General features: G+C 43.7%; 19 protein-coding genes. 9 read left to right on the top strand and 10 right to left on the bottom strand.

Annotated features, from left to right (window positions below):
* Window positions 1-65 precede the first annotated feature (65 nt).
* The 10 genes from AC04MN_RS11270 to AC04MN_RS11315 all read right to left on the bottom strand — a co-directional run bounded on the left by AC04MN_RS11270 (window position 66) and on the right by AC04MN_RS11315 (window position 9580).
* On the bottom strand, window positions 66-347 hold the full coding sequence (locus AC04MN_RS11270; protein WP_475383308.1) for a TrbC/VirB2 family protein: 282 nt from the start codon (window positions 345-347) through the stop codon (window positions 66-68).
* 89 nt (window positions 348-436) lie between these two features.
* On the bottom strand, window positions 437-805 hold the full coding sequence (locus AC04MN_RS11275) for a hypothetical protein (protein ID WP_475383309.1): 369 nt from the start codon (window positions 803-805) through the stop codon (window positions 437-439).
* A 128-nt stretch (window positions 806-933) separates the two neighbouring features.
* On the bottom strand, window positions 934-1203 hold the full coding sequence (locus tag AC04MN_RS11280) for a sigma factor-like helix-turn-helix DNA-binding protein (protein ID WP_475383310.1): 270 nt from the start codon (window positions 1201-1203) through the stop codon (window positions 934-936).
* Window positions 1200-1811: a sigma-70 family RNA polymerase sigma factor gene (locus AC04MN_RS11285; RefSeq protein WP_475383311.1), complete on the bottom strand. Its 612-nt coding sequence runs from the start codon at window positions 1809-1811 to the stop codon at window positions 1200-1202. The genes AC04MN_RS11280 and AC04MN_RS11285 overlap by 4 nt, the downstream gene beginning before the upstream one ends.
* Window positions 1812-2186: 375 nt before the next feature.
* Window positions 2187-3542: a hypothetical protein gene (locus AC04MN_RS11290; RefSeq protein ID WP_475383312.1), complete on the bottom strand. Its 1356-nt coding sequence runs from the start codon at window positions 3540-3542 to the stop codon at window positions 2187-2189.
* Between the two features lie 144 nt (window positions 3543-3686).
* The gene (locus AC04MN_RS11295; protein WP_475383313.1) at window positions 3687-5351 is read right to left on the bottom strand and encodes an ATP-binding protein; all 1665 of its coding nucleotides are present in this window, start codon (window positions 5349-5351) and stop codon (window positions 3687-3689) included.
* Window positions 5348-6373 carry a hypothetical protein gene (locus AC04MN_RS11300; RefSeq protein ID WP_475383314.1) on the bottom strand — a complete coding sequence of 342 codons (1026 nt, stop codon included), beginning with the start codon at window positions 6371-6373 and terminating at the stop codon, window positions 5348-5350. The genes AC04MN_RS11295 and AC04MN_RS11300 overlap by 4 nt, the downstream gene beginning before the upstream one ends.
* Window positions 6370-7809: an ABC transporter substrate-binding protein gene (locus tag AC04MN_RS11305; protein ID WP_475383315.1), complete on the bottom strand. Its 1440-nt coding sequence runs from the start codon at window positions 7807-7809 to the stop codon at window positions 6370-6372. The genes AC04MN_RS11300 and AC04MN_RS11305 overlap by 4 nt, the downstream gene beginning before the upstream one ends.
* A 58-nt stretch (window positions 7810-7867) precedes the next feature.
* Window positions 7868-8128: a hypothetical protein gene (locus AC04MN_RS11310; RefSeq protein ID WP_475383316.1), complete on the bottom strand. Its 261-nt coding sequence runs from the start codon at window positions 8126-8128 to the stop codon at window positions 7868-7870.
* 15 nt (window positions 8129-8143) lie between these two features.
* Window positions 8144-9580 (bottom strand): sigma-54-dependent transcriptional regulator, encoded by a 1437-nt coding sequence (locus AC04MN_RS11315; protein ID WP_475383317.1) that lies wholly within the window; start codon window positions 9578-9580, stop codon window positions 8144-8146.
* A gap of 490 nt (window positions 9581-10070) precedes the next feature.
* Here AC04MN_RS11315 and AC04MN_RS11320 point away from each other — a divergent pair, with 490 nt between their 5' ends.
* The 9 genes from AC04MN_RS11320 to AC04MN_RS11360 all read left to right on the top strand — a co-directional run bounded on the left by AC04MN_RS11320 (window position 10071) and on the right by AC04MN_RS11360 (window position 26873).
* The gene (locus tag AC04MN_RS11320) at window positions 10071-11645 is read left to right on the top strand and encodes a methyl-accepting chemotaxis protein (protein WP_475383318.1); all 1575 of its coding nucleotides are present in this window, start codon (window positions 10071-10073) and stop codon (window positions 11643-11645) included.
* Between the two features lie 143 nt (window positions 11646-11788).
* Window positions 11789-12178 carry a hypothetical protein gene (locus AC04MN_RS11325; RefSeq protein ID WP_475383319.1) on the top strand — a complete coding sequence of 130 codons (390 nt, stop codon included), beginning with the start codon at window positions 11789-11791 and terminating at the stop codon, window positions 12176-12178.
* Entirely contained in the window at window positions 12171-14696 is a 2526-nt protein-coding gene (locus tag AC04MN_RS11330; protein ID WP_475383320.1) for a beta strand repeat-containing protein, read from the top strand. The genes AC04MN_RS11325 and AC04MN_RS11330 overlap by 8 nt, the downstream gene beginning before the upstream one ends.
* Before the next feature lie 50 nt (window positions 14697-14746).
* Window positions 14747-15187 carry a four helix bundle protein gene (locus AC04MN_RS11335; RefSeq protein ID WP_475383321.1) on the top strand — a complete coding sequence of 147 codons (441 nt, stop codon included), beginning with the start codon at window positions 14747-14749 and terminating at the stop codon, window positions 15185-15187.
* Window positions 15188-15803: 616 nt separating this feature from the next.
* Window positions 15804-15929 carry a hypothetical protein gene (locus AC04MN_RS11340; protein WP_475383302.1) on the top strand — a complete coding sequence of 42 codons (126 nt, stop codon included), beginning with the start codon at window positions 15804-15806 and terminating at the stop codon, window positions 15927-15929.
* Between the two features lie 284 nt (window positions 15930-16213).
* Entirely contained in the window at window positions 16214-17749 is a 1536-nt protein-coding gene (locus AC04MN_RS11345; protein WP_475383303.1) for a transposase, read from the top strand.
* 252 nt (window positions 17750-18001) lie between these two features.
* Window positions 18002-18910 carry a hypothetical protein gene (locus AC04MN_RS11350; RefSeq protein WP_475383322.1) on the top strand — a complete coding sequence of 303 codons (909 nt, stop codon included), beginning with the start codon at window positions 18002-18004 and terminating at the stop codon, window positions 18908-18910.
* Window positions 18911-19035: 125 nt separating this feature from the next.
* Window positions 19036-20049, top strand: a complete 1014-nt coding sequence (locus AC04MN_RS11355; RefSeq protein WP_475383323.1) for a hypothetical protein — start codon at window positions 19036-19038, stop codon at window positions 20047-20049.
* Between the two features lie 35 nt (window positions 20050-20084).
* Complete coding sequence (locus AC04MN_RS11360; protein WP_475383324.1) at window positions 20085-26873, top strand: beta strand repeat-containing protein; 6789 nt, start codon at window positions 20085-20087, stop codon at window positions 26871-26873.
* The last annotated feature ends 5 nt before the right edge of the window (window positions 26874-26878 follow it).

Raw genomic sequence — 26878 nt, forward strand, 5'->3', positions numbered from 1 at the left:
TCAATGTCTTTTTCTCTAGACACTTATAAACGGTGGATGTGCTGATTTCCATTTGTGCGGTTTCTTTAATGCACCATTGTTTGAATAAAGCTAACGATGGAGCTTGCTCCGAAAAGAACAAAGGCACCGATAACTGCTAGAACTAAATGGCTTCGGGCATTTGGGTTGCCCGTGATGTAACTAAATCCGGCAAAGATAAATCCTAAAATAGCAATAAGGGTTCCCACTTTACCGACCATAGTTTGACGAACACTTTCAAGAGAGCCTTCGACGCTGGCCGATAGAATGTTAGGGGCCATAGCTAGAAGAAAGGCAATAGCTAAGCGGTACAGACGTTTAATCTGCATAAATAAACCTCCTAAACCTTCACTGACGGAAGGTTCAAAATAGGTGAGTTGAGTTTTAAGATTGTTTTTGTAGAAGGCCGTGAGGCTGCCTATGCGGCAGCTTCACCCTCTGATGCTTTTTGCGATTCTGGATTTAAAGAAACATATAAGACTTGGCGAAGATCCGGCAGATGAACTTCGATAGCCTTTTTGTTAAAGAGCTGAAGGGCTGAGCCGATCTTACAAAAGAAGACCAGGCTGCCATCTTCCTTTTTCTTCTTCCCAGAGAAGACAAGAAATTCTCCAGCGCGTTCTCGATGAGGCACGATGTAGTATGGAATACCGGGGAGGATTCTTAAGAAAAGAGCATAGTGATTTTCATTGTCTTTTTTCTTCGCTGTGCCGACGATGCGAAAAGGTCGGTCTTGTTCCATGTGATTGATGACTAGATGACGTTTTTCAGAAATTTGTGTGTTCATAAATTAGCCTCCTCGGCGAATATGTTTTTTACTTTCAAGCTCGATGAAACGGTCATAGGTAAAGTCTGTTTCTTCGAGCCACCTGACGAATGCTCGGATAATGCGTGTGATAAATTTCATAAGTTCCTTTAGGCGTTGGCCTTCATTTTGTGTTTTTTGATCTCTTTTTGAATTTTCTGAACTGCACAGTCGATCAGTTGATCTGCTTCTTCCCAAGCAACGCCGATCCTATCTGCAACTTGTGCAATGGTGTGGGGCTCCCAAAATCTTAAAAAGATGATTCGACGTTCGGTTTCGTCGAGAGTTTTTAAGGCTTTCTCAATGACTCGCTGGTATTCATCTATACCTAGTGCCTCTTGAGTGGGGAACATCACCATTTGCTCTTTGAGTGATCTCAAAAAGTTCCTCCCGTTCTGAAAGTAAATTGTGGTTTTTCAAGTTCTGCATGATAAAATTCTTGAGCGGTATCCTTGTTACGCCCTTCATTATTGGAGGAATTGGCGATAGGTTTTTTTGTAAGTGTCGATGATGACTTTCCTTTTTTTAAAACTTGTCGCCCATCTTCTAAAAGACGTTGTTCTTCGATTTGGGTTTTAATTTTTTCCAAGGATCGCTGTTTTTGAGTTCTCACTGAGGAGCGACTAATATCTAACATTTGGCCGATATGTCTTTCAGATTGGCCGTGCCAGTAGGTCGAGCGAATAATTTGCTGTTGCTGGGGCGTTAGATGATCGCGGCATATTCTGCGCAAACCTTTAGCGACTTGATCCATCCTGTCACTGTCTTGACCTTCCCAAATAGTTTCTGAGAAAGAGTTCAGAGCTGCTTGAGATACGAAGGCGGGCATATCTCTTTGATAGGAGGTCTCTTGCTCGACAGTTTCGGTTAAGAATTGCTCCCAGGTTTCAGGGGACCAGTTGCGAGAAACTTTCTTAAGCTGTTCATCGGATAATAAAGAACCGTCTTTGTGAGTCCAAGGACGTGCGGAAAAGATTGTTGTTGTCATAGGAAATTCTCCTTTGTTGATCTGGCTTAATTGCCAAGACAGGAGATCCCTTGAGCGAAAAGCGGGGAAAGTAGGCCAACGTCTCTAAGCCATTAGAAAGAGATATGAATTTGAGAGTTTTGGAGAAAATCCCAAAAATGGGATTTCTAGATTTTGATTCGAAAAATGGGATGTGATCCGAGAAATTGGATTTTTGGAATGAAATTGAAAGAAAACGTCTTTGAAATGTAATTCAGACGTAAAGGGACTTCAAAGGTGTCCTAAAATTGGGATTTTTAGAGGAGGGAATAAGGAATAAATATTTTGAGCGATTTTATATAAAAGCCACTTCTTGCAACAGTCTGAGTGTCAGGTCATTGAGCATATGTAGCACCATTACGGCTGTAAAACAGATTTAGTTCGAACCCCATCATAACGAACAGATGTAGATATTGATGGAACTGGATCTTTTGGAAAACTCGTAACAGGCTTCAACTCTCCTAGAGATTTACTCATATCAATCCAAGCCAATCCATTCCAAAACTCTAAATTTTCGGGGCGGAGGTCTCCATTATAAATGATATCTTCAGCTCCTCCCGCAAGTTCATCTTGCTTGATGAAATCATATCGCGCTTTGGTTCTAATTAAGGTCGGAGTCAGCAAGGAGTTTGAAAAATCTCCCCCATGATTCTTGTCTCCTAAGCGGCTTTTATACAGATCCAGCCAGGTGTTTGCGCGCTTTAAACTCGCCGAGAAGAAAACCCCTTTCTTGGAATATTCACGGGGCTCAGCCATATCTAACCAATTAGGTAGGTAGTTGATGATAAGTCCCTTCTCCGCAATGGATTTGATATTTGCCATCGGGGTTACATGATAAAAATAATCTTGGGGTCCTGAGTTTGTTGACCCTTTAAGGGCCTCAAATATTCGCTCGAATCTGAAATTGCGTGGAACTAAAGTCCCATCATCATTCTTGTGAAAATATGGATGCCACGCCGAATTTGAATAAGCATGGGATGTAAAATACAAAAGCTGATTTGCGGCAAAATCCTGTAGAGGTAGGCCAGCATTATCTGCTTGTAGTGTTAGTTTCGAGACCAATGTTTCTAGTTTAATTTCGTTACGCAAATAACTGCCAACATAATCTTGCTCTGCGAGAGCCTTCGCAAAGGCTATTTCTTTATCATTGAAACCGAACTCACGCATATACTGAGACAAAAGTGATGAATTATCAGGGCGAGGACCCGATTCTCTAGTATGGCTCTCAAATGCGGTGGCAAATGCCATACTTTGATAAGTACGAAGACCCACATGATCCGCCACAGAATATCTGAATTTGTAATGTAAATACTGGTCGAATAGATTGAGCTGCACTGTAAATGGCTGCTGATCGCCTGTTGTAGAATCCTTTTTCTCAATAGAAGAATCAGAACCTTTTTTAAGTAGTAAAGCTTGCTTAAAGTCTTCTAGGAATTTATTTGCATCCTGAGGTCGAAAGTTTTCTTCCTTGAATGTCGCCCAAAATTCCTTAGATATCTGAGGATCGAAGATCTGACTAATTTTACCAACAGAGCGGTTGGCGGTGCTCTCTACTTTGACTTTTGAAGTTGTAAAGATGCTACTGCAATGATCCGCAGCCCATGTGTCACTTTGGGACAGAATAAGAAGCGTAAAAGTAAAAAGGCTAACAACCGTCAACCATTTGATCATTTTTATAGATCCCAGAGGATTTAATTTGATATCAAACTTCATATAGCACTCCTCGCTACCTAAAGCTTTATTTTCAATAAATGAGCCCAGTTCTTAGCTCCAACAGGTGTGTGCTAAATTACTTTCTAGGTATTCAAAGTCTAATGTTTTAATTATTAAAATGAATATATTCGCGCTGACGAATGTTTAAGACAGAAACACCTTCGGCAGAATATAAATGCCTTCAGTACTAGCCGAGACCACTCTAGGATCGTCGTAGTCATTCGTAGATAAGACTCGGGGCTGATCTAACGGCAGGGTCTCTAGAATGTCCAACCCCGTTCTGTCTTCTCCCAGGTTGTAGTCAAATATCATCTGAATGCCCTGTTTATCTGGGACAGAATCTAACCAATTCTCAAAGTCTTTAATGCTAGAGCAATAAACCGAGGGGCCTTTTATAGCCTCCTGCACGCGCGCAAAATCTAACGGGTCATCATCAACAACAACGCTGACCCGTGGATCTTTAAGGGGAGGACTTGCAATATATCGTGCGTGGGGAAGAATTTGGGGAAGTAATATGCTAACGGTGGCGCCGCCGTCTGAATTTGAAGCGATAGAAATTTCTCCCTTCCACCTATGAATACAAGATCTAGCATGAGATAGCCCAAGCCCAGAGCCGCCGTTTTTGCCGTGAGTAAAGCCAGGAATGAAAAGTTTTGATCTAATATCAGAACTTATACCGATGCCGTTGTCTTTGATGGAAATGCACAGATTTCCGTTTTGTTGGAAAGTCTCAATGAGAATCTGTCCATTTATTCCCTTGGCTAAAATAGCATCCTGGGCATTTTGTATAAGATTTCCGATAACACGTCTAAAATGATGTGGATTCACTTGGACGACAGTCAGAAAATCCGATTTTATTTTAAGCTCGATTTGAGTCGTCCCATAAATTAAGCGACGTTGTTGGATAACTTCTTTTATCAAAGCTTCGGCAATGTGAATCTTAAGGCCTAGCTCTGAGGAGTCGGCCATTTCTTCTTTGATTTCTAGATCTTCAATCAAATTATTGATTGATGAAATTACCGGAGTCATGTGTCTTTTAAGAGCTACCGAAGCCTGCTCATCTTCGGCAAGGACGATGAGCGTTTGTAGAGGTGATCTAATATCGTGACGAACTTGACGGACGACCTCGATAAATCTCTCATTTTTTTTGAGTTCTATTTCCGTCATCAAAGAAAGCTGATTTTGTTCGACGATTTTTTGCTTCAAATGTTGAATTGATTTTTTCAGATTTTGACCGCCGCTGCTACCATTAACGATTTTCTCGAAAAACTGTCCTAATCGACTGTTGGCTGTCGATTCTATTGAGAGGCCGAGAGCCTGTTGCAGTTCTGTATTAAATCGTTTTTGGGCGGCCATAGAAATGCGCTTAGCGATCCACCCAAATAGAGACAATAGGACAAAGTAAATCAAGCCACTGATGAAAATAGAGGGCACAAGAGAGGCATCTAATATTTTCGCTCTTTGAACGTAGAATGTGACAGCTATATCGGATCTTGCCTCGATCTCGAATTGAATGCTTCGATAACGATTGAGGTCTGAAGAGGAGGGCTCACTTCCGTAGGCGCGATTTTGCTCTTTAATTTGCACGATGGGAAGCGGGTCGGGAAACGCCAGATTGAAAAGAGCTTTTGCGCTCTCAATGGCTTTTGCCATTGAGCCTGTCTGGACTTCGCTCGTGATAATGGCACCGATTTCAGAGACTTTTTTGTTTTCGGCAGATTCAGTTATTTTGATACTGAAAAAACGAGCCGACAGAATTGTGATGACTGCAAGTACGATGGATAAAGATGCAAGTTTTAGATATTTCATAAAACAGGCATCCTTTCGGGAATGACGGCATCAAAACCCAAAGAGTTTGCCAGGGTCTTGATAAATTCCCTCCCAGATGCGGTCAACTCTCTGGGTAAGAAGAGAGGCATTAAGTCTCCACCAAAAATAAATGAACCATATAGGGGAAATGGAAGATTGTATTTTTGAGCAAGATCGACGGTGTGTAAATAACAAGAAGACAGCTCAATGACTTCTTGAGGAGTATTTTGAGGAGCTATGTCGAAATCGGTCTGGTTTTCCAAATACCAACGGGTATCAATCGCAATAGGATCTAAGGATTGATCGGCCTTCATAGATGGCTGCAATTTGTCGGCGGCCTCATAAAGTGCATGAGTCCATTTCGTTGATTGATTTATAGAATCAGAACGTTCACTGAAGTGCCCAAAACTAAGACCGGGTGACGAAACATGCTTACTTATTGCAAACCCTGCGGAGTGAGATCTTGTTTTATAGCGAGATAGACAAGACGTAAAAAGTGTTTCTTTGACGCTGACTTGGTTAATTTTTATAAATCCTTGCCAGCCCCAGCGTAAAAAGCTGCTCACCAATAGATGACGTTCTAAGGCCTCGTCGAAAGCATTTTTTTGAGATGCCTTTAGATCCGTATGAACAGCCCAGCCGTTTGTCGTCCAAAACTCCATAGGTAGGAGCGGATAATTATCTTCCTGTGACGAGATAAAAAAAGTTCCGTCTTTATTTACCTTTAAAGCCCTCGCATTAACATGACTCGGGTTTGCGCTAAAGAAGTCAAAAGCGGCTTTTCTCTCAAACCATTCGCCTATACATTTAGTCGCGGCCTCGATCTTTGATTGCCCTCGGCCTCCTACGGAGATCACTTCGCCATTTTTAGTAAAGCTGGACAGGCAAAGAAAATATTTATGCCCTCCAATGTTGTGCTCTTCCATTTTTAATGGAGCCTTGGAGTTATCAATAAACCAAGACACCATCAAAGACGATGGAGTGAGCGCACTTTCACTAAGAACGGGTTGAGGTTGGATCACTTGTTGATCCTTCTTGCTCGCCAGAGTTCTATTTCAGAATCTGAGGCCTCTTGCACTCCGAGGTCGATATTTGCTTGATGTAAAACGAGGGTTTTCTCAAAGAAAAGAGGCACGATGTGACCAGTAGTCAAAAGCCATTCTTGATAACCTTTGAGTGTTTGGATTTGCTTCTCATCAAGCTCAGGAGTTTCAGCTTCTTTGAGATCAATCGGCGATTTCTTGAGTTTCCCTGTCATAAAACGAAGTTGCACCGCTGGATAGCGTTCTGAAGCGGCATAGGGCGCTAGAATATAGTCTATTTTTTCGATGGCCTTAGGATTGTCGAACATTTGCGGATACTCTTCGCGGGACAGAGTCACAAGCTGTAGATCTGATCCGTGATTCTTAAAGACATTCACGAGGTAGTCTAAAAAATCCTTTTGAAAGTATGTATGCGGAATTCCCAGACGAATGACTTTCGCTGTGCTTTTGGGAAGCTGATCTTTTATGGATTCCACATCAAGCTTATAGGCTTTTTCAAACGGCAGAAGACTTGTGGCGGGTAATAACCCGTCAAATGGACTCTTGTTCCAAATATCCTGAATAACTTCAAAAGCCACTTTGCTTTTTTGATCTGAATTAGAGACACCCGAAAAATAGATCAGCGTTGACGGTGATGATTTGAGAGTTTCGACTCCCAGCTTTTTCCAGTCGCGCTCGCCCGTTGGAAGAGGGTCTTTAAGGAAAACGTCAAGCTCACCTTTAGCCATCATTTCTTCACAAATTGATAAATCATTTAATGGCACTTCGATGCGTTGAGGTGAATCTTTAAATTCTTTAGAAATTTGGTTCAATGGATTGCGTTTAAGTACAAATTTATTTGATGGGTCAAAAGACTCTAATGTGTAAGGGCCTGAGAATCTTTTCGGTTTGATAGTTAACTGCGCGTCGTTGGTAATATCGGCAGCACTCCAGACCCCAGTTTCTGGGGAGGCAAGTTGCAATAAAAAAGAACGATAGCGCCCTTTTAATTTTATATCTAATGTATAGTCATCGACGATTTTTAAACCAGAGCAGTCGTCATTTAAACTTGTGAGGTTTTCGCATCCTTCCACATAATCCCAAAGAGGGAAGTGTGAAGAGGATTTGCGTATAAGTAGACGTTTAAGGGTCGCAGCAAAGTCATGTGCTGTGATCGGTGTTCCATCACTAAAGACAATGTCTTTTTTAATGTAAAACCGATGGATATTATTGTCTGATATTTCCCAGCGGTCAGCTAACATGCTACGAAACAGACCTTTATTTGAGTCATACTGAATGAGACCAGAAGATAAGTGATCTAATAAGTACCATTCCCCAGTCCAAACAATATTTGCCGGGTCTGGCATTTGACGCCCGATAGGAAAACGAACCCTCAAAGTATCTATTTGTGAGTATGAGTTCGTGGTTTTATTCATAGTGAAAACTCCCATGAGTACGCCTAAGATTAAAAGACAGATTCCGAAGAAAATTCGTCTATGCTTTGCCATCGTCTTTTTTCGTCATAGTCGTTGTTTTTAGGCAAGTATGACAGTTTACGAGAATATCAGAGTCGGGAATGCATTTATTTTCTTCTAAATATTTTTCTAGTTTCTCGCAGACGCCTTCTTGCTGAAGTTGCTCGATGAGTTGTGTTTGTTCAGGCGAAAGATTTGCTCTAATCTTTGCGGCTTCCATAGTGTTTGATTGTGCAAGAATACAAGCAATTCCTACGAGTAAAGATTCTGGGGTTGCCATAGTTTTCTGCTCCTTTTAAGAAAGTTCCAGTTCGGGTTTTATTTTCTTGAGTTCGGGCCGTAGCCACAAATTAGGATCTATCCCTAGTTGCTTTAGACGATTGTTAAAAGTGGATGTACTTAAGCCCACAAGTGCAGCCGCGTCTTTTTGTCTGGCAGACTGACTCAGTGCCTTGGTCAAATAGTTTGTTTCAATCATTTTCATATAGGCCCCATAGTCAAGATTCTCCGACATCGGTTGTGGAGCGATCTGAAACTTATTTGCTAGTGACGATAAAAAGTCAGCAGGCTCTATAATGTCAGATTTTGTTTCGCCGAATAGACGTTCAACAAGAGAGCGAAGTTCTCGGACTTCCCCAGGCCATGAGTATTGTTCCATCAATCGGATCGTGGCAGCTCTAAAATTTTTCTGAATGTTCGTTTTATAGCGTAGTGTTTTCGCAAAAAATTCCACTAGGGGCTCTATGTCTTCAGTTCTCTCAGAGAGAGGGGGAATATTCACTGTATAGGTCGCAAGACGGAAATAGAGATCTGGCAAAAACGAACCATCTTTGACCATTTTAAGAATCTCCGGTTTTCCTGCGGCAATAATTTTAAAGTCGCAAGAAATGGAATGGCCTGAATGATCCCCAACGCGGGTTACTTTCTTCTCCTGTAAGACGCGTAAAAGCTTGGCCTGTCCAGAAATTGAAAGATGATGAATTTCATCAAGGAATATTATACGGCCCTTGGCGACCTCAAAAATACCCTGCTTGTCCTTGTGAGCGTCGGTGAAAGCGCCTCGGATATGCCCAAACAATTCCGAATCCATCATGTTTTCGCGATTGAGATAAGTCGAACAGTTGACAGGGAGGATGTCAGTTACTCCTTGAGCAAAAGCATTTGCAATGACTTCTTTCCCTGTTCCTGACTCTCCCAGGATAAGGGTCGGCAGAGGTAGTTTTTTAAAAGCTTCGCGCTGCTTGAGGATTTTTAAAAGAGCCTCAGAGCGTCCGACAATACCTGCGGATAAAAGTTTTTGCTCGGCCTCGATGCCTGAGACTTCATCATTTTTGAGTATGCGCCGTTCGTTTTGATAAATTTGTACTGCTTTAAGAACGGGTTTTAAGATGTCTTCAGTGGATTTTCCTTTAGGTATGAAATCCATAGCGACACCTGTTTTTAGGAGTTCGGTAAGTGTTTCATGTGTCAAGTCGCCAGTGGTGTAGATTATTTGAAGATCGGGGTAGAGCTTACGAATATTAAGAGCTAACTCATCGCCCTTGATATTAGGAAGATGTTTATCAATGACTATGACAGCATAGTCTGCGTTCTTCTTTAGATATGCAATAGCATCTTGAGCAGACACGGCCCAGTCGATAGATAAAGAAGTTTTTCGCAAAATAAGCCGGAAGCCTGCGACAAAGGACTCGTCATCTTCGATCAATAAAACTTTTGCTTTTAGATGCTCCATTGTCTCTCCCTAAATAATTAAGAGCTTTCAAGCATCTTTTATGTGTTACAAAGCTTGTGCCACCAAGATAAGCAGGTAAATTCACCGTAATTTATATCTTAAGAGGGCTTTAGGAAGAGGTTATGAATAATTTTCATCCTTTAATTGTAAAAGTTGGCGAAAAAGCATCAGTTTTCAAGTGTACGATAATATTACAAAACAGGACCTAGACTTACCCCGAGATTTACTCGAGTTTTTGATTTCTTTAATAGACTGGAAACAAAGAACAGATTTATTTTTATTTAGTATGCCAAAATGTGCGAAAGATTTTATTGACAGTAATATAGATGCGACGAGATTTTTTCTATCGTCTATCGTCTATCGTCTATCGTCTATCGTCTAAGTCGATAGTTTACTTTTTGAAATATTTTAGAGCCGTGTTTGGTAATCCAAACGCGGCTCGACTTTTTTATTACCCATCATTTGTATTCAACAACAAAAGGATAATTCAATGAAGTTCAGTAGGAAAGTTCTTCTGAGCGTGGCTTTGGCTTGCGTGATTTGTACTGTCGCGGCGGTTTTAGTTTCTGCATCCAGGATCTCAGCAATCGGGGAGCGTGATTTAGAAGATAAGTCACGAGCGATCTTAAGTCGCTTAGAGGCTGTCCGAGGATATATTGCCTCTCAAGGTGGGTTAAATATCACTGTTGAAAATGCAGTCAAAAATCATCCTGATGGAAATTTATCAAAAGAAACAAAGAGTATGGTCTTAAAGCAAGTTCCTATCTTTGCAGCAATGGTGGTGGGGGCGGAGGGTGCCGAAAAAGAAGGTTATAAATTCCGTATTTTTTCAGATGAACCTCGAAATAAAGACAATACGGCGACGGTTTCAGAACTGGAGATTTTCAAAAAGTTCTTAGCTGATCCAAAACTTGAAGAACTCACAGATACAACAGGGGATCAGGTTATAGTTTATCGCCCAGTGAGGTTATCAGAAGCTCAAGGCTGCCTTGTGTGTCACGGAGACCCAAAGACATCGCCATGGGGCAATGGGAAGGATATTCTAGGATTCCCTCTGGAAAATTGGAAAGATGGGAAGCTGCATGGAGTTTTTGCGATTATATCCAGTAAGGCAGAAGTTAAAGCGGCCACGATGAAAGCAATTTGGGGTATTGTGGGATGGGCAGGGGGCTTGTCGATTTTGGCAATTATCGTGGCTTATTTAATTCTAAAAAGACCCATGAATGCTTTGAACTCGATTGCGACACGTTTGCAGGACGCGGGGTCTCAGGTTGCAGTTTCGAGTACGGAGATAACCGAAGCGTCAACCTCGTTGAGTCAATCATCTATGAGTGCGGCGGCCTCCATCGAAGAGACATCAGCGGCGACCGAGGAAATGTCTAGTATGATTAAACTTAACGCCGATCACACTCACGAAGCCAAAGACCTAGCGATGAAGGCCCAAGATAAAGCTCAGGGAGGGAAGAAGGAAGTTGATAACCTGATTCTTTCTATGAACGACATTGCAACCAGTTCAAAAAAGATCGAAGAAATTGTGACAGTGATTGAAGACATCGCTTTTCAAACAAATCTTTTGGCTTTGAATGCCGCAGTGGAAGCGGCACGAGCCGGAGAACAAGGAAAAGGTTTTGCTGTGGTTGCCGATGCGGTTCGGGGCTTGGCACAAAAAAGTGCTACATCTGCGAAAGAAATCGCAGCGCTTATTTCGGAGAGTGTTCAGAAGATCGAGAACGGTCACAAGATAGTTACATCAAGTGGTACGATGCTTAATGATATCGTGATTGAGATTGAAAAACTGACTTCCCTTAGTACAGAAATTTCAAACGCCAGCAATGAGCAGGCTTCAGGTGTGAGTAATATAAATAAAGCGATCAACGAAATGGACGGTGTGACACAAAATAATGCGACTTCGGCCCAGAAGTGCGCGGAAGCAGCGACGGTTCTTTCACAGAAATCAGACGAAATGCACCAGATGGTCACCGAATTGATTGCCGTTATAGAAGGCAGGCGAGAGAAAGGAGCAAAGATAAGTGAAAAAGAAGATATTGAGGCATTGACGTCTTAAGTGACTTAGTACATTTGTCGAGTTGTGGCATTCTTATTTTGATACGATTTTGGCCTCAAATATGAATGCTCTTAAAGTTTTGTTTACGAAACACCGATAGGTCTTAAGCTTGTAAGAGTATAACCTTATGGGAACGTAACAAAATGCGTGAGTTAAATGATTTAAAATTGATGATTGATGAACTTGACAGCCAAGAGCTGTCTGGTACTTTTATACTCAGCAACTCAGCAACTCAGCAACTCAGCAACTCAGCAACTCAAGCCAATAACTTTGTCTTAATATCCTTAAAAAAAATTTTCTTTTACATGGGGCTATTGATAGCTTTTAGTGGTTGTTCGCTTGATGCAAACATACAGTCACTTTCTCAATCTATAGACGTTGAGAATCTCAATCGCAAAGATCCAGATTTTATCCATGGTGAAGTCGTAACTTCCGGACACTATCAAATGACTGGGGTCTTTGGTGAAATTTCAGAAAAAACTCAAAGTATAAATAATAGTCAGTGGGAATTTGAAGGAGTCTTCTATGAATAAGTGGTACGTCGTAGCATCCGTATTGGGACTAAGTCTTTTTTTCGGAGCTTCTTTTGAGGCTTCAGCGCAACATAAGGGCATTAGCTTTCAGGCTGTCATGAAAAAATCCGATGGAAGTTATCCAACCGCAAGCGGCGTAACAGTCATCGCCCAGATCCTTGATCCTGTGAACCATTGTGTGCTGCGTGAAGAAGAGCATACGGGGAAAAATATCTCTAATGGATATCTAAATTTAGTTTTAGGTGATAGTGGTGCTGCGACTCCGGGGACTCGTAATCCCTCGCCCGTTTTATCCATCAGTCAGGTACTGGATAATAAAACCACCCGCACGGGCTTAAAATGCGTGGATCAGGCTAATAATATCGTAGGAACAGGGCAAAGCTATATTCCTTCAAATATAGATCGCCGTGTTTTGCGTGTTCGTTTAAATCTTCAGGGCGAAGATATTGCGGCAGATTTTAATATGCGCGCGGTGGGTTTTGCAGTGAATTCAGAGCTATTAAACAGTAAGTCTGATGACGACTTCGTAAATATCAACAATGCCAAAGGTGTTACGAAAATAAATGTCGAAAGTATTTTTGATCGGTTCACGAAGTTAGATGCAATTTTGAATAACTTCAATTCGGGCGGTACGTCAGCAGGTATCAATATTTCTGGAAATGCTTCAACAGCGACCACAGCGGCAAGTGTCAGTGGTACAGTAGGGATTGCCAATGGTGGTACTGGAGCAACGACGGATGCGGGCGCGAGAACGAACTTAGGTCTAGGGTCTTTGGCGACGATGAGTCCAACGGGAACAGCAGACAATACGACCTATCTTCGTGGTGATGGAACTTGGGCTTCAGTGAGTGCAGGTGGTGCCGTAACAAGCGTTGCCGGACGAACTGGGGCAGTTACGTTGTCGCATTCGGATGTGAGTGGTTTAGGTTCATTGGCAACGAAGGCAACGTCAGGCACTGCGGATAATACGACCTACTTAAGAGGTGACGGGGCTTGGACCAATCTTGGTGGTGCGGCTTCTTTAAATGTAGGAGTTAGTGCGGGAACAGTAGCCGCCGGAGATGACTCTCGCATTACGGGGGCTGTTCAAAATTCAGGAACAGATACTGCATCGAATGTAGTTTCAATTTCCGCAGGGTTAGACAGCAATAAGCCAGGCTCGCCAGTAGCGGGCCAAATGTATGTGGCAACAGATCTACAAAAAATCTATCGTTACGATGGAAGCTCTTGGATCACGGTAGCGGAAGTTGGTGGCAGTGGCTTTAGTGGTTCCTTAGCGGGTGATGTGAGTGGTCCCCAAGGAACGACTGTGGTTGATAAAATCAAAGGTCAAGCAGTTACCACCACCGCCAATGTGGCAGGGCAGGTCTTACGCTATGCTGGAGGAAATAATTGGACTCCAGGCTTTGTGGCGATGACAGATTTACGATCGACAGTGACTGGGGCCAATTCATTTGCCAGCAGTTGTGCAAACAATCAAACCCTGGTGTATAATTCCGTGGGTGATGTGATGAGTTGTCAGAATATTTCTATTACCAAATCTCAAATTAGTGATTTCCCGGCGCTGGCAACAGTGGCGACCAGTGGCAGTTACAACGATCTTTCTGATAAACCCACGATCCCTGCGGCTCAAGTGAATTCCGACTGGAGTGCGGTCAGTGGTGCAGCTCAGATTCTAAATAAACCGACTTTAGGAACATTAGCAGGATTAAATGCCGTAGACCTTTCTGGTTCCCAAGCCACAGGGATTTTGAATGCAGCTCGTCTTCCGGCCTTGAGTGGTGATGTAACCAGCACTTCTGGAACAGCGGCGACGACGATTGCGAATAATGCCGTGACCAATGCTAAGTTTCGTCAAGGAGCCGCACGATCAGTAGTAGGTGTTACCGGAAATGCGACAGCCAATGTGGCAGATATCCAAGGGACAGCCAATCAAGTTTTAAGAGTAGACAGTGGGGGAACGGCCTTGGCATTTGGTGCTGTGAATTTAGCCTCTAACAGCGCTGTGACGGGGACTTTACCGGTTGCCAATGGTGGAACAGGGGCTGCAAGTTTAACGGCAAATAACGTCATTCTGGGCAACGGAACAAGCCCTGTTCAAGTTGTTGCACCGGGAACATCGGGGAATGTTTTAACTAGCAATGGAACGACTTGGAGTAGTCAACCCCCTGCTGCTGGTGGAGGTCGCACAAGTTGCCCTGCTGGATTTACTTTGATTGGGACCAGTGGCAGTGCCGAAGCCTTTTGTATTTCGACTAATGAAGAAGCTTCGGCAACTTGGTTAAATGCAACAACAGCTTGTTATAATAAGACACCGACAAAGGCTCGATTATGTTCAGCGAGCGAGTGGGCTATGGCCTGCGTTTCAGGTCTTCCCACGAATATGACAGGAAATTGGGAGTGGGTGGCCGATCTCTATAACGCCACCGGGCAAGTGATGGGCAACTCGGGTTGTGATTCGTTCAACTACTCCACCTCCGTAAGTAACCCCTACGGGTCGCGATGTTGTTTTCGCTAGGGGTAAAAATTTAATTTTGGGGGTGGGGCCGAGTAGGCCCCACATGGGCTATGTCTGAAGAAAAATCTACGCAAAAGCCAGAAGAAAATTTGCCTAAAGATCGTGTTGATTTGTTCCCGGTTTTTAAAACTCTCTATGATCTTGTTCTTGATTTTGAGCGAGCCCATGCGCAGTTTCCAAAGGTTCACAAGTATAGTGTGGGAAAGCGTCTTTCATTATCTTTGATAGTGGCCGTGGAGAATTTAACCGAGGCCATCGTTTCCGAGGTTCGCCGGGAGAAGGCTTTAGTGGCGACGATTGTAGAGCTTGAAAAAAGCCGCATTTTGATTCGCATATCTCACGATCTGAAGGCGATTGATACCAAACGCTATGCTCGCTTTGCGAAGCTGATTGTGGAGGCTCTGAACCAGGTTGGCGGTCTTCTGAAGGTGGAAAAAAAACGTTCTGACAAATCCTCTGAAGTTCCGGATCAAAAGCGCACCAAGAAATAAGATGTTCCAGTTGAAAGCGGACTTGTCCATGCAAGGCATACCCGCGCCAACTGGCTATGCGCTGCCGAATTTTTTCTGGAGTTTGGGCCTTATTTTTAAGCAGTCGAGATAATTTCCGCAAACGCTTTTTGATGCGGGCCATATTGGCGGGTTTGATGGTCCTTTTGCTTTGACGAATATGAAACCCCAGGAACTCCACCCCCTTCTGGGCTTCACAGAGAAATATTTTGTTCTTGAAATCAGGATGGTTCTGGAAGAGGTTGGCTAAGACTTTGAATTTCTCATGTTTCAACTCTTCAAAGCGGTGGAGTTCTTCCGCGATGAAAAGTTGGAACTCAGGCTGTGTTGCGTGCGATCTTCAATGTTCGCGCGATGGCCTTCTTGCCTTTGCCTTGCTTTTTTAGTTCTAGAACTTGATTGCGAATTTCCACACTGGTCCTCATTTTGGCCATGCCCACCCCCAGAGGAGGGCTGCCACAGGTAATATCCAATGTCGTTAACGCTCATGGTCTGATCCCTCAGATCAAATATAGAGGGGTCAATTCAGTGAAATTGAGGGGGTCAACTCCCTGAAATCAGGGGGGTCAGCTCGTTGAAAACGAGGGGGTCAACTCGCATGAAATCGGGCAGTCATGGCTCGGTATGGGCTGAAAAGTCGGCCATGATGAAAGATGAGGCTGCGGCAAAAGCTGTAGCCACCGAAGAACGAGTAGCAACTGTTTTTCCTGAAGTTGCTGCCTAATGAGTCCTATTTGCTAGCCGAGAATTTGTGAGGGATGTGACTAACCGAACCTGTTTTTAAAAGGACAGGCTCGGGCTAGTTTTCAAGGGGTTTCTGAAGCGCCGACAAAACCAGCTAGATCCGGATCCAAAAGCAAATACATCGCAGTCAAGGTGGTGCCACCTCTCAATCGCAGTGATTCGCTGACCAATTGATGAGCCTTTCAGAACAAGCCGTGTACAAGATGACGACCGCTGATCGGACGTGCTCCGTCCGGCCGGAACATTGCACAGTGTGCCGGGCCCATGCTAAATGTCGCCCCAAAAACGTACACCTACGAACGCCACCAACCCGAAGAAACAGATCTGTACAAGCTTGTACAGTCCAACTGGCTCTCGTTTCAGGATCAGGTTGAACAAGACCTGGGGTATCCACTGCCAGACTTCGTGATCAAAGAGTTCGAAGCGTACTTGCGCTGCGGGATCCTGGCTCATGGATTTTTGCGAGCCCAGTGCACCAGTTGTCACAATGAGATGCTGGTGGCCTTTAGCTGCAAAAAACGCGGATTCTGCCCCAGCTGCGGGGCCAGGCGGATGTCAGAGACCGCCGCCCATTTGGTGGACCATGTATTGCCACACAAAAACATCCGCCAATGGGTACTGACATTTCCAGTACAAATAAGACTGTGTTTAGCCGTGAGACCAAAAGTCATGGCAAGAGCTCTGGATATCGCCAATCTTGTGATCGGAAGTCATTACCGCAATAAAGCAGGGCTCACAGCCAAGAACTCCAAATCAGGAGCAGTCACCCTGATTCAGCGCTTTGGTGGCAGTCTTAACCTGAACATCCACTTCCACCAACTATTCGTCGATGGCTGCTACGAGCTAGGTACTGATGGTGAACCTATCGACTTCTGGGCGGCACCACTACCAACAGTAAAAGAGATCGAAGAAGTGCTTTCCAAAATCATCGTTAAGCTCACCAAATACCTAGAACGACAAAAAATCATTATCCGCGATGTCGATGACGGTGGCTTCCAAATACCGATCCCAGACGAAGATACACTCTCTAAACTGCAAGCCACATCAGTAACCTACAGATTTGCCACAGGCAAAAGCAAAGGCAAAAAAGCGATCGTGCTTAGGGCTGCGACAGACAATGATCACACCGCCACCAAGGGGCTTGTCGCCAAGAACTCAGGATTTTCACTGCACGCAGGCGTTGCCACCAAATCCCATGAGCGTGACCGGCTTGAGAGAGTTTGCAGATATATCGCTCGTCCCGCAGTCAGTGAGGAGCGGCTATCCACGGACGATCATGGCAATGTGATTTACAGATTCAAAAAACCTTGGGATGACGGAACCACGGCCATGAAGCTAACACCCATGGAGTTCATGGAAAGGCTTGTGGCACTGGTTCCACGGCCCAGGGTCCATTTGACCAGATACCATGGTGTCCTTGGTCCACATTACAAATACAGAAAACAAATCGTTCCCAAACCACCGGCACCACCAGTGCTCAGTCTGGATCAAGTCGACCAAGTCATCGGACCTCAACAGTTACAGATGAAGAGGAAAAATATTCCCTGGGCGAGGCTCTTATCGCGAGTCTTCAATATCGACGTTGAAACATGCATCAAATGCGGCGGCAAAATGAAAATGATTGCAGCCATCGAAGATCCCAAAGTGATTCGCAAAATCTTGGACCACCTGGGGTTACCAACGAAACCACCACCCCTGCATCCAGCCAGAGGCCCGCCAAAGCAGGGGAACTATTTCGGGGACGACTTTCAACAACACTTCGAAATGAGCTTCGACAATTTTAATCAATACGCCGACTAAAACGGCCACATGTTCCAGCTGTAGCGCTAGAGCATGCCGTGGCAAATCAGCCGCCATGGATCCTTCTATTCAAAATCTGAGAAAACAACTGCGGAAAATCGAAACCAGAACCCCAAATCCAAAATTTCGTGAAACTCATTGCCAATCAGACCCAACAATCACACAATTTTATCAAGATCTACGGGATAGCTAGACGATCGTATGGCCAAATTCGGTGTTTAAAATTCCTATCCTCCAGAGTCGGAGTGGGAAGTGCCACCAGCCGAAGAACCTTATCTTTCCGAAGACGAGGCTGCCGAGGCAATGGAAGCTGAAATTCAAGCAGGTCCTGAGCAACCGGTAGATTCAGCGTCAGTGCCGATGTCAGTGCCGCCTGCCGAAAATAAAACAGAAGCAAAAGCTTTGGAAAAAAGATCCAACGAGGTTCGCCATCAAGAGAGCCGTTCAACTGTCTCATCATCAGTTCAAGGGACGTCATCTAAAAAATTACAACCTCATCCTTGGGCAAAAAAAGGCCTTCTGAAAATCGAAAAAGACGGTGCCTATGTTTATAAAACAAAAGAGTCACCTAAAGATGAGATGATGTCGATTCGTATGGCTTCAATGTCGCCTCCGCAAATTGAATCAGCAGATGGTAGTTCTAATTTTGAAACGATGTATGGAAGTTCAGACGTCCTTGGTCTGATGATCGATTATGAGTGGCAACCTTTTCAGAGTTTTGGAAAGTTGGGCGTTCAAGTGGGGGGAGGTTTTACCTACTCTCAAGGAAAAGGTCGTTTTTTAAAGGACGGCTCCGAGGCTAAGGAAAGCTACACTTTGTTCATGTTCCCATTGAATGCGGGTGTGATTTACCGTCTAGAATATATGAACAAGCAATGGTTGGCCCCCTATGTAGCGGGTGGATTGAGTTACGTGGGACTGCTCGAGATGAGGGATGACAATGCCTCACCAAAAGCGGTGGGTACGGCCGGAGCCTACGGTGCTGCGGGTATTATGGCGAACATTACAGCCTTGGATAAGCAACTTGCTTTTAATTTAAGTTCCGAATATGGAATTGCGACGATGTGGTTTGTGTTTGAATACCGTCGCCAGCAAGCCCTCAGTGAAGACATCGATGTGTCTTCGAATATTTTTAGTGCCGGTATAGCAGTGGATTACTGATCCATTTTAATTTTTAAACCTGTTGTTGTAGACGTCAATATTTTCTTATTATGAGACGGATATGCACTTTCAATTTAATGGTGGAAGCTGTGCATATTTACTCATTTATATGGTAAAATAATCATGTGATAGTTTACAATAAATGGTCCTTCCTTTGTTTTTTCTTATTTTTGGGGTCCACTCGGGCCGTAGCAGACATTATTGTAAAAAAAGGCGATTGCCTTTCGGTGATTGTCCATCGGCACTATCGTAGCTATGACTCTACTGGGGATTGGCGGGCTTATCTAAAAAAAGTCGTTCGATTAAATCCCCATTTGAATAAAGATGGGAAAAGTATCAATTGGATCAGCCCAGGGCAAAAGATCATCTTGCCAGAAATTGGACCTCTTGAAAGAGCGTCCCTAATAGGCGTGCCCCTCGAAGAAGAAAGTTCCAAGGTTGAAAAAGATAGTTCTCCGCAGTTGGTTCAACCTCCCCTCCAGTTAGCGCCATCCAAATCATTCTATACTCCAATAGATGTCGAACTCGAATATAAAACGGGATTCTATATAGCGGAGGGGGCGCTGGCTGGTTCTAATGCTCGCCTACTAAGCGAATCTTTAAATATTCTTCGCTTGCATCTCGTGGATTCTTCTACAGAAGATTATATTTCTACTTTTTCAGCGGGGATAGGTTACTTGGTGTTAACACAGCCACAGAGTGGTTCTGTCGATAATAATCAAGTTCTTTCCAAAGACTTTGGGTACTCACTTCGAACAATGGGTTCCAACGAAATTGATAGAGTTTATATTTTTGTATTTGGAGAGCATCCTATTTATCGATCTTTAGGAACGCAACAACTAGAGTACGTAAATCTTCAAAGACTAGTAGCTAAGTTCGGCCTAATTTTCGATGGCGTGTTTTTAAAAGACCATGAATTGGAATTGATCGGGGGGATAAGTACTTTTGCAGCTCGAGATACGATTCCAAATGGATTTGGTTATCTCATCGAGACCAAATATACGGGTCGTTTTCGGTTTCGAACTCTTCAGCTCAGGCCCGGTATAGAATTCACATACGGGCAAACTCAATTCGGAAGCTTTTCTATTGCTGAGCAATTGTTTGTTTTTAAGATAGGTATTCCGTTTTCAGGTGATTGATCGTTTTTGAAAGCTAAAAAATTGGAGGCCAAGCTGTGTACTTCCTTCCGCTTTTCTTGCTTATTTTATCGGGATGTAAATTTCCCTTTGGAGGTCAGTCTTCCTACATTGAATATGAACACACTCCTTTTATAGAGGCTCCGCAAGCTATTGCCTTAAGCATTCAGCAGCTAGATGCGTACTCTATTCAATTGAATTGGAATCAAGTTTCGCGAGCAAAAACTTACACGATAGAGTATATGCCCCCCGAATCGAGCAGCTTTCTTACTGCCTCCACCCAAGCTAATACTGGTTACAGATTCAGTGCTTTTACGACTTATGGAAGCTATAGATTTAGAATCAAAGCGACGAACAGTTCAGGCTCGACAATCTCAGTGGAAAAAGAATTTGAGGTTGTTCTTCCGTCAGGTTCGACTCCGCCAGTGCCACAGTCCATTCGTCTTATTGATCCAGCAGCGACTATTTCGGCTGATAAGTCGCCAACCATTTCCGTGTTTGGTGTCGTGCCTGGGCAAACCGTTTCGGTTTTCACCGACGCCATTTGTTTAATTGAAGTAGGTAGAGGGGTGGTCAGTGACAATCAAGTTAGCGTGACGATGACACTTTCTGATTTGTCGGATGGTGAATATAATTTTTATGCGAAATCTCGAGATGCATCGTTTAACTACTCAAGTTGTTCGGATTCATTAGCCTCATATGTGGTTGACACGTTGCCGCCGGCAATCAGTTTATCTTCGCCTCCTAAGATTTTAGCAGCCAATGTCGGTAGCTATTCATTTTCTGGGACTTGCAGTGAGAACGGGCGAGTTGTTAGTTTGAATGTTGGTGCGCAGAGTTTTGCGACGTCTTGTGCTGCGAATGTCTTTGAATTCACAAATCTTAACTTATCGAGTTTAGGTGATGGCAACGTTACTTTTGCAGTCTCTCAAACTGATTTCCTTGGAAATCTTATAAGCGTTAACGAAGTGATTCTGAAAGACGCAACGGGCCCGACTGTTAGTTTAAACACGACTCCGAATATAAATTCGACGAACGTGGCAAGCTACCAAGTTTCAGGGGCTTGTAGCGAAAACGCTCAAAATGTGGAAGTGAGCATTGGGACCTACTCGGCTGTCATTGCATGCTCATCAAATCTTTATTCGATTTCAGGAATAGATCTGAGTTTGCAAGCTTCGGGTGCCATCAATATTCAGGCCAAGCAACGAGATGCCAATGGAAATGAAACATCAATTAGTTCGAGTGTTGTTAAAGATGTTCTCGCTCCCTCAATCAGCGTAACGGCATTCTTAAATATCACGAACTCAAATAAATCAGCTTTCAGCCTTTCTGGGGCATGTAGCGAAAATGGAAGATCAGTGACTGCTTCTGTTTCTGGGCTACATTTTACTTCTTACTGCGTTAGCGGAGTCTATTCATTTTCTAATCTGAACGTCAGCTCACTAGGTGATGGATTATTGAGTTGGGTCATTCAAATATCGGATGTGGTCGGTAATTCATCGAGCATCACTCAAAACATCTTGAAGGACACCGTAGTTCCGACAGTCACATTGGCGACTGCTCCAGCAGTGACAGGATCGAATGTAGCAAGCTATTCGGTTTCGGGGGGGTGCAGTGAAAACTCACAGGCCGTGTCTATAAGTATTGGTAGCTATTCGACAACTACGGCCTGCGGTGGCGGAACTTACTCTAAATCAGATATTAATTTATCAAACCTGTCCGATGGCAACTTAACTATTCAAGTGAATCATTCCGACATTGCTGGCAACCCTTCTGGGGCGGCTGCGCAAGTGGTTTTGAAGGACACGACGGCACCCAGTTTGCCAAATTCAATCGCTCTTATCGATCCAGCGAGCACAGTCTCTTCTGATTCAAGTCCAGCTATTCGAGTGACTGGTGTGACTGCAGCAGATACGGTTTTCCTGCATAAAAATGGCACTTGCTCTGATTTGGTCGGAACAGCTACGGTGGGAATATCTCAGACTTCGGTTGATTTCAACTTAAGTGGACTCACTGACGGCACTTATAGTTTTTACGCTAAGTCTCAAGACATTTATGGAAACACTTCGATCTGTTCGGTCGTATTCTTAAATTACACTGTCGATACTGCGGTTCCGACATTGACCCTTCAAACACCACCCATATTAAACTTTGCATCGTCTCCGATATACAGCCTTACCGGAACCTGTAGTGAAAACTCACGGCCAATAACTCTAGCTGTTGGAGGTTTAAGTTTTTCTAGCACCTGCTCTGGCGGTATTTTTACTTTAAGCTCTTTAAATCTTTCGAGCCTGCCCGAGGGGAACAATAACTTTAATGTTAGCATCGCTGATCTTGCGGGGAATTCAGCAACAGCAACGCAATTGATTTTTAAAGATGCGATCTCGCCAACACTCACATTAGGGACCTTGTCTTCAATTTCTACAGCTAATGAAACCAACTACAGTCTTTCAGGTACCTGCAGTGAAAATGGAAGTAACGTTGAAATTCAAATTGGCACCTTTCTTTCGACGTCTATTTGTTCCGGGGGGGCTTTTGGCAAGACGGGAATAGATCTTTCCGAGGCCGCTCAAGGAACGATCACAGTCCAAGTTCGGCAGACCGATGCCTTTCAGAATCTAAGTAGCCTCAGTCAAACAACAATCAAAGACACAATATTACCGGAGCTAGGATTAAGTACGCCTACTAGTATCAATCAGAGCAATCAAACAAATTACACGATCTCTGGTAGTTGTGGGGCGAGCGGACGTCCTGTCACGGCCCAGTCTGGAGCGATCAGCTACTCGACAATTTGTATGGGAGGCGCATTTACATTTGCTAACAAAGATCTGAGTAGCTTAAGTGACGGGATCGTCAACTGGGTTTTTGAAACCTCAGATGATGTTGGTAATACAACAACTTTAAATGAAACGATACTCAAAGACACTTTGGTACCCATTGTGAGTTTAGATCCAGCTCCATCAGTAACCCCTTCTAATGTAGGAAGCTATTCAATTTCTGGTACCTGCAGTGAGGCCACTCAAGCTGTGATCATACAGATAAGTTCCCTTAATTTAACGGTCGTATGTTCAACAGGCAGTTTCTCAAAATCTGGAATTGATTTGTCTAGTTTAGCAGATGGTGCGCTTACGATTCAGGTAGGACAGTCGGATATCGCAGGCAACTCTGCAATATCCGTCACTCAAAGTATCAGTAAAGATACAACGGCGCCGTCATTGCCTAGTGGGATTGCTTTGATTAATCCAACAGCCACTCCATCTATGGATACCACCCCAACGGTGCGAGTGGCGGGAGTTGCTGCTTCAGACACTGTGACCCTACATAAAAATTCAACTTGCAGTGATCAAGTTGCTTCTGGAGTGGTTGGTGCTGGGCAATCAACAGTGGATTTGACATCTACGGCGCTTGGTGATGGGCTATACAGCTTCTACGCGAAATCACAGGATTCGAACGGCAATGCTTCCCTCTGTTCAATTGTATTTTTAACCTATACCGTGGACACTACTTCGCCAACACTTACGATAAATTCGCCCGCAGTTTTAAATCTGTCTTCTGTTGCGTCTTACAATTTGACAGGAACCTGTAGTGAAAACGGGCGTTTGGTCGGCCTTTCTGTAGGGGGACTGATTTTTTCTAGCACTTGTTCAGGGGGTGGGTATAGTATTTCGTCATTCGATGTTACTAGTTTGCCAGAAGGTAACAATAGCTTTGTGGTGACATTGGTTGATCTTGCTGGAAATTCGACTTCTTCGATACAAGTAGTTTTCAAAGATGTGACTCCTCCGAGTATTACAGTGGGTGCTTTGTCTAATATCATTCTGTCCAATATGAGTAACTACGGGGTTTCGGGTTCTTGCAGTGAAAATGGTTTGAATGTTGAAATTAGTATCTCTAGTTATGCCACAACAGTGGCCTGTAGCGCTGGTTTCTATTCAAAGTCGGGAATAGATTTAACGGCCATTCCCCAAGGTGCTGTTTCAGTGCGTATTCGTCACATAGATGCTGCGGGGAATAGTGTAGAGGTATCACAAAGTATCAATAAAGTTATTGCGGCTCCGATTTTAACAATGAGTTCCCCTTCAAATATTTTAAATTCAAACAAAACGACCTATTCAATTTCAGGATCTTGTGGTGCTGAGGGACGAACAGTTACCATTTCAGTGGGGGCGCTGAGTTTTTCTGCGGTTTGTACGCTTGGCTCCTTTTCGATTTTAGGGATGGATGTTAGCACTCTATTAGAGGGGAACTCAACGTGGAGTCTAACCACCTCAGACAGTTATGGGAATACTACCAGCATTACCCAAAATATTTTCAAAGACACGGTCTTGCCGAGTTTGACTCTCACTGCTTCAAATATTTCAGCAAGTAATGAAGGCAGCTATTCCCTTTCAGGGGCTTGCAGCGAAAATGCACAGACCATAAGTATTCAGATTGGCAGCTTTCAAACATCCAGTACCTGTTCGGCCGGGGCCTTTTCGAAGTCCAATATGGATTTAAATTCTCAAGCAGAAGGTGTTCTTGCGGTACAGCTGTCACTGAGTGATTTGGCTGGTAATCAATTTGTACTCAATCAAGATATTTCAAAAGACTCTATAGCTCCGTCAGTACCTAGTACAATTACATTACAGAGTCCTGCCTCATTAATTTCACAGAATAGAACTCCGACAGTTCGCGTGGGGGGTGTGAGTCCTGCGGACACGGTCAGCCTCTATAGTAACTCGACTTGTTCGACCTTAATAGGTTCTGCAGTTGTGGGGGCGGGGCAATCCAGCGTAGACATCACAACAAGCAATTTGCCTGATGCGAGTTATCAGTTTTACGCCAAGGCAGTCGATGGTATTGGAAATAATTCTTTATGCTCAATAGTATTTTTAGGCTATACAGTTGATAATTCAAATCCAAGTTTGGCGATCACTTCACCATTAGTTGTTAATACGTCCAATGTTAGTTCGTACGCACTCAGTGGCACTTGTAGTGAAAATTCACAAACAGTGACGTTGGTGGTTGGTGCGTTGACTTTCTATGCAACCTGTACAACTGGGATTTTTAACTTTACGGGACTTAATCTTTCCAGCCTTTCACAAGGAAACAGCACCTATACGGCAACACTTTACGACGTTGCCGGAAATTTTACGCAAGCGATTGCAACAATCAACAAAGATACTGCGGCGCCGACTTTAAGTTTGGTAACCCTGGAAAATGTTAAAATATCTAATCAAAGTAGTTATACTCTTGCAGGAGCCTGTAGCGAAAACTCGCGGGCTGTTAGTATACAGGCAGGTACCTACACTTCATCGGCAACCTGCACATCTGGGGCCTTCAACAAAACGAACATCGATCTATCGTCACTGAGTGATGGTGCAATTTCTGTACAAGTCACTCATTCTGATGCAAATGGAAACTCCTCGACCGTTTCACAGGCAATTATCAAAGACACCACTGCTCCAAGTATTGGTTTGAGCCCTTCGAATGGTATTAATAACGCAAATAAATCGAGCTATGCTCTTTCAGGAACATGCAGTGAAAGTGGTCAATTGGTGACAGCCGTCAGTGGAAGCTTGAGCTTTAGCGCCACCTGCAGCGCTGGAGTGTTTACTTTTTCCAATTTAGACGTGACAAGCCTCAGTGAGGGCTCAACTAGTTGGACAATTGAAACCACTGATGTCGTGGGTAATAGTGGAGTTGTAGTACAAAGTATTGGTAAGGACACCATTAATCCAGCCTTAACATTTTCGACTTTGACTCCTATCACTAATAGCAACTATTCGAGTTATAGCATTTCCGGAAGTTGCAGCGACAACGGCCGTGATGTTGCGCTTTCAATTGGAAGTTACACGACGACCGTCACTTGTACTTCAAATGCCTATTCCAAACTTTCGATCAATTTAAATGCCTTGGCAGAGGGTTCTACACTGGTGCAAGCGAGTCTCTCGGATGCGGCAGGAAACTCCGTTTCGATCAGCCAAAGTATCACGAAGGACACTGTCCTTCCAACTCTGTCGGGAGTTTTAGATTTTTCAGAAGACGGAGCATCAATAACACAGTCGACGATTTTTAATTGGAGTGGAATGACCATCACTGATGTTACTAGTGGCTTTGTAAGTATGGAAGTAGCCGTGGGCACCACTGCCGGCGGGGTGGAAGTGATGGGTTGGAAAGAGATACCAAATGCCCCGGTGATTTCAGCCAAAAAATATCAAATTCGAGATGGAGTGGATTCGATGATGCTTACCTTGGCCAAAGAGACGAATTACTTTATATCTCTGAAAGTCATAGACGGCGTAGGAAATCAGAGTACAGTTTTCGCATCGGCGTCTTGGCGAATTTTTGATCCGACTGTTTTGGTTGGATTAGAGATGTGGTGGGATATGAGTGATAGTGCTACACTGTATTCGAATACTTCTTGCACGACATCGGCTGTTGATGCTGGAACCGTTGGTTGCATTAAAGATAAAAGTAGCAATAACCGATCTATCACTTCTGCGACAGGCGCTACGTATAGTCCGACTAATAAGTCCATCAACTTTGATGGATCTGTCGCTACCTATGGGCCATTTAATTTTGGTGTTACAGGTCGCCATGTATTTACTGTGTTTCAACCATCTACAAATATTTCGTCGACCTCGGATTTTACAACGACTGGTGGCTCCTTATATGAGTTTAAAAGATCATCGTCTGATCCCTACGCGGTTTGGTTGGGGCTATTTACCTCAAATCTTACAAATGAAATTTTAACTGTCTGCTCGGCGCAGCCATGCGCTTCTTGGACAGGGACGGGAGTAAGCGTGCCATCAAGTCGTCCAAATATTTTAGGAGTCAATCGGTAACCACT

Source organism: Bdellovibrio sp. ZFWA1 (assembly GCF_056175665.1).

Excerpts from the sequence above, each read along its gene's own strand:
- AC04MN_RS11270 (WP_475383308.1), bottom strand. The coding sequence starts at position 347 with ATGCAGATTAAACGTCTGTACCGCTTAGCTATTGCCTTTCTTCTAGCT.
- AC04MN_RS11275 (WP_475383309.1), bottom strand. The coding sequence starts at position 805 with ATGAACACACAAATTTCTGAAAAACGTCATCTAGTCATCAATCACATG.
- AC04MN_RS11285 (WP_475383311.1), bottom strand. The coding sequence starts at position 1,811 with ATGACAACAACAATCTTTTCCGCACGTCCTTGGACTCACAAAGACGGT.
- AC04MN_RS11290 (WP_475383312.1), bottom strand. The coding sequence starts at position 3,542 with ATGAAGTTTGATATCAAATTAAATCCTCTGGGATCTATAAAAATGATC.
- AC04MN_RS11295 (WP_475383313.1), bottom strand. The coding sequence starts at position 5,351 with ATGAAATATCTAAAACTTGCATCTTTATCCATCGTACTTGCAGTCATC.
- AC04MN_RS11305 (WP_475383315.1), bottom strand. The coding sequence starts at position 7,809 with ATGAATAAAACCACGAACTCATACTCACAAATAGATACTTTGAGGGTT.
- AC04MN_RS11310 (WP_475383316.1), bottom strand. The coding sequence starts at position 8,128 with ATGGCAACCCCAGAATCTTTACTCGTAGGAATTGCTTGTATTCTTGCA.
- AC04MN_RS11315 (WP_475383317.1), bottom strand. The coding sequence starts at position 9,580 with ATGGAGCATCTAAAAGCAAAAGTTTTATTGATCGAAGATGACGAGTCC.
- AC04MN_RS11320 (WP_475383318.1), top strand. The coding sequence starts at position 10,071 with ATGAAGTTCAGTAGGAAAGTTCTTCTGAGCGTGGCTTTGGCTTGCGTG.
- AC04MN_RS11325 (WP_475383319.1), top strand. The coding sequence starts at position 11,789 with ATGCGTGAGTTAAATGATTTAAAATTGATGATTGATGAACTTGACAGC.
- AC04MN_RS11330 (WP_475383320.1), top strand. The coding sequence starts at position 12,171 with ATGAATAAGTGGTACGTCGTAGCATCCGTATTGGGACTAAGTCTTTTT.
- AC04MN_RS11335 (WP_475383321.1), top strand. The coding sequence starts at position 14,747 with ATGTCTGAAGAAAAATCTACGCAAAAGCCAGAAGAAAATTTGCCTAAA.
- AC04MN_RS11340 (WP_475383302.1), top strand. The coding sequence starts at position 15,804 with ATGAAATCGGGCAGTCATGGCTCGGTATGGGCTGAAAAGTCGGCCATG.
- AC04MN_RS11345 (WP_475383303.1), top strand. The coding sequence starts at position 16,214 with ATGCTAAATGTCGCCCCAAAAACGTACACCTACGAACGCCACCAACCC.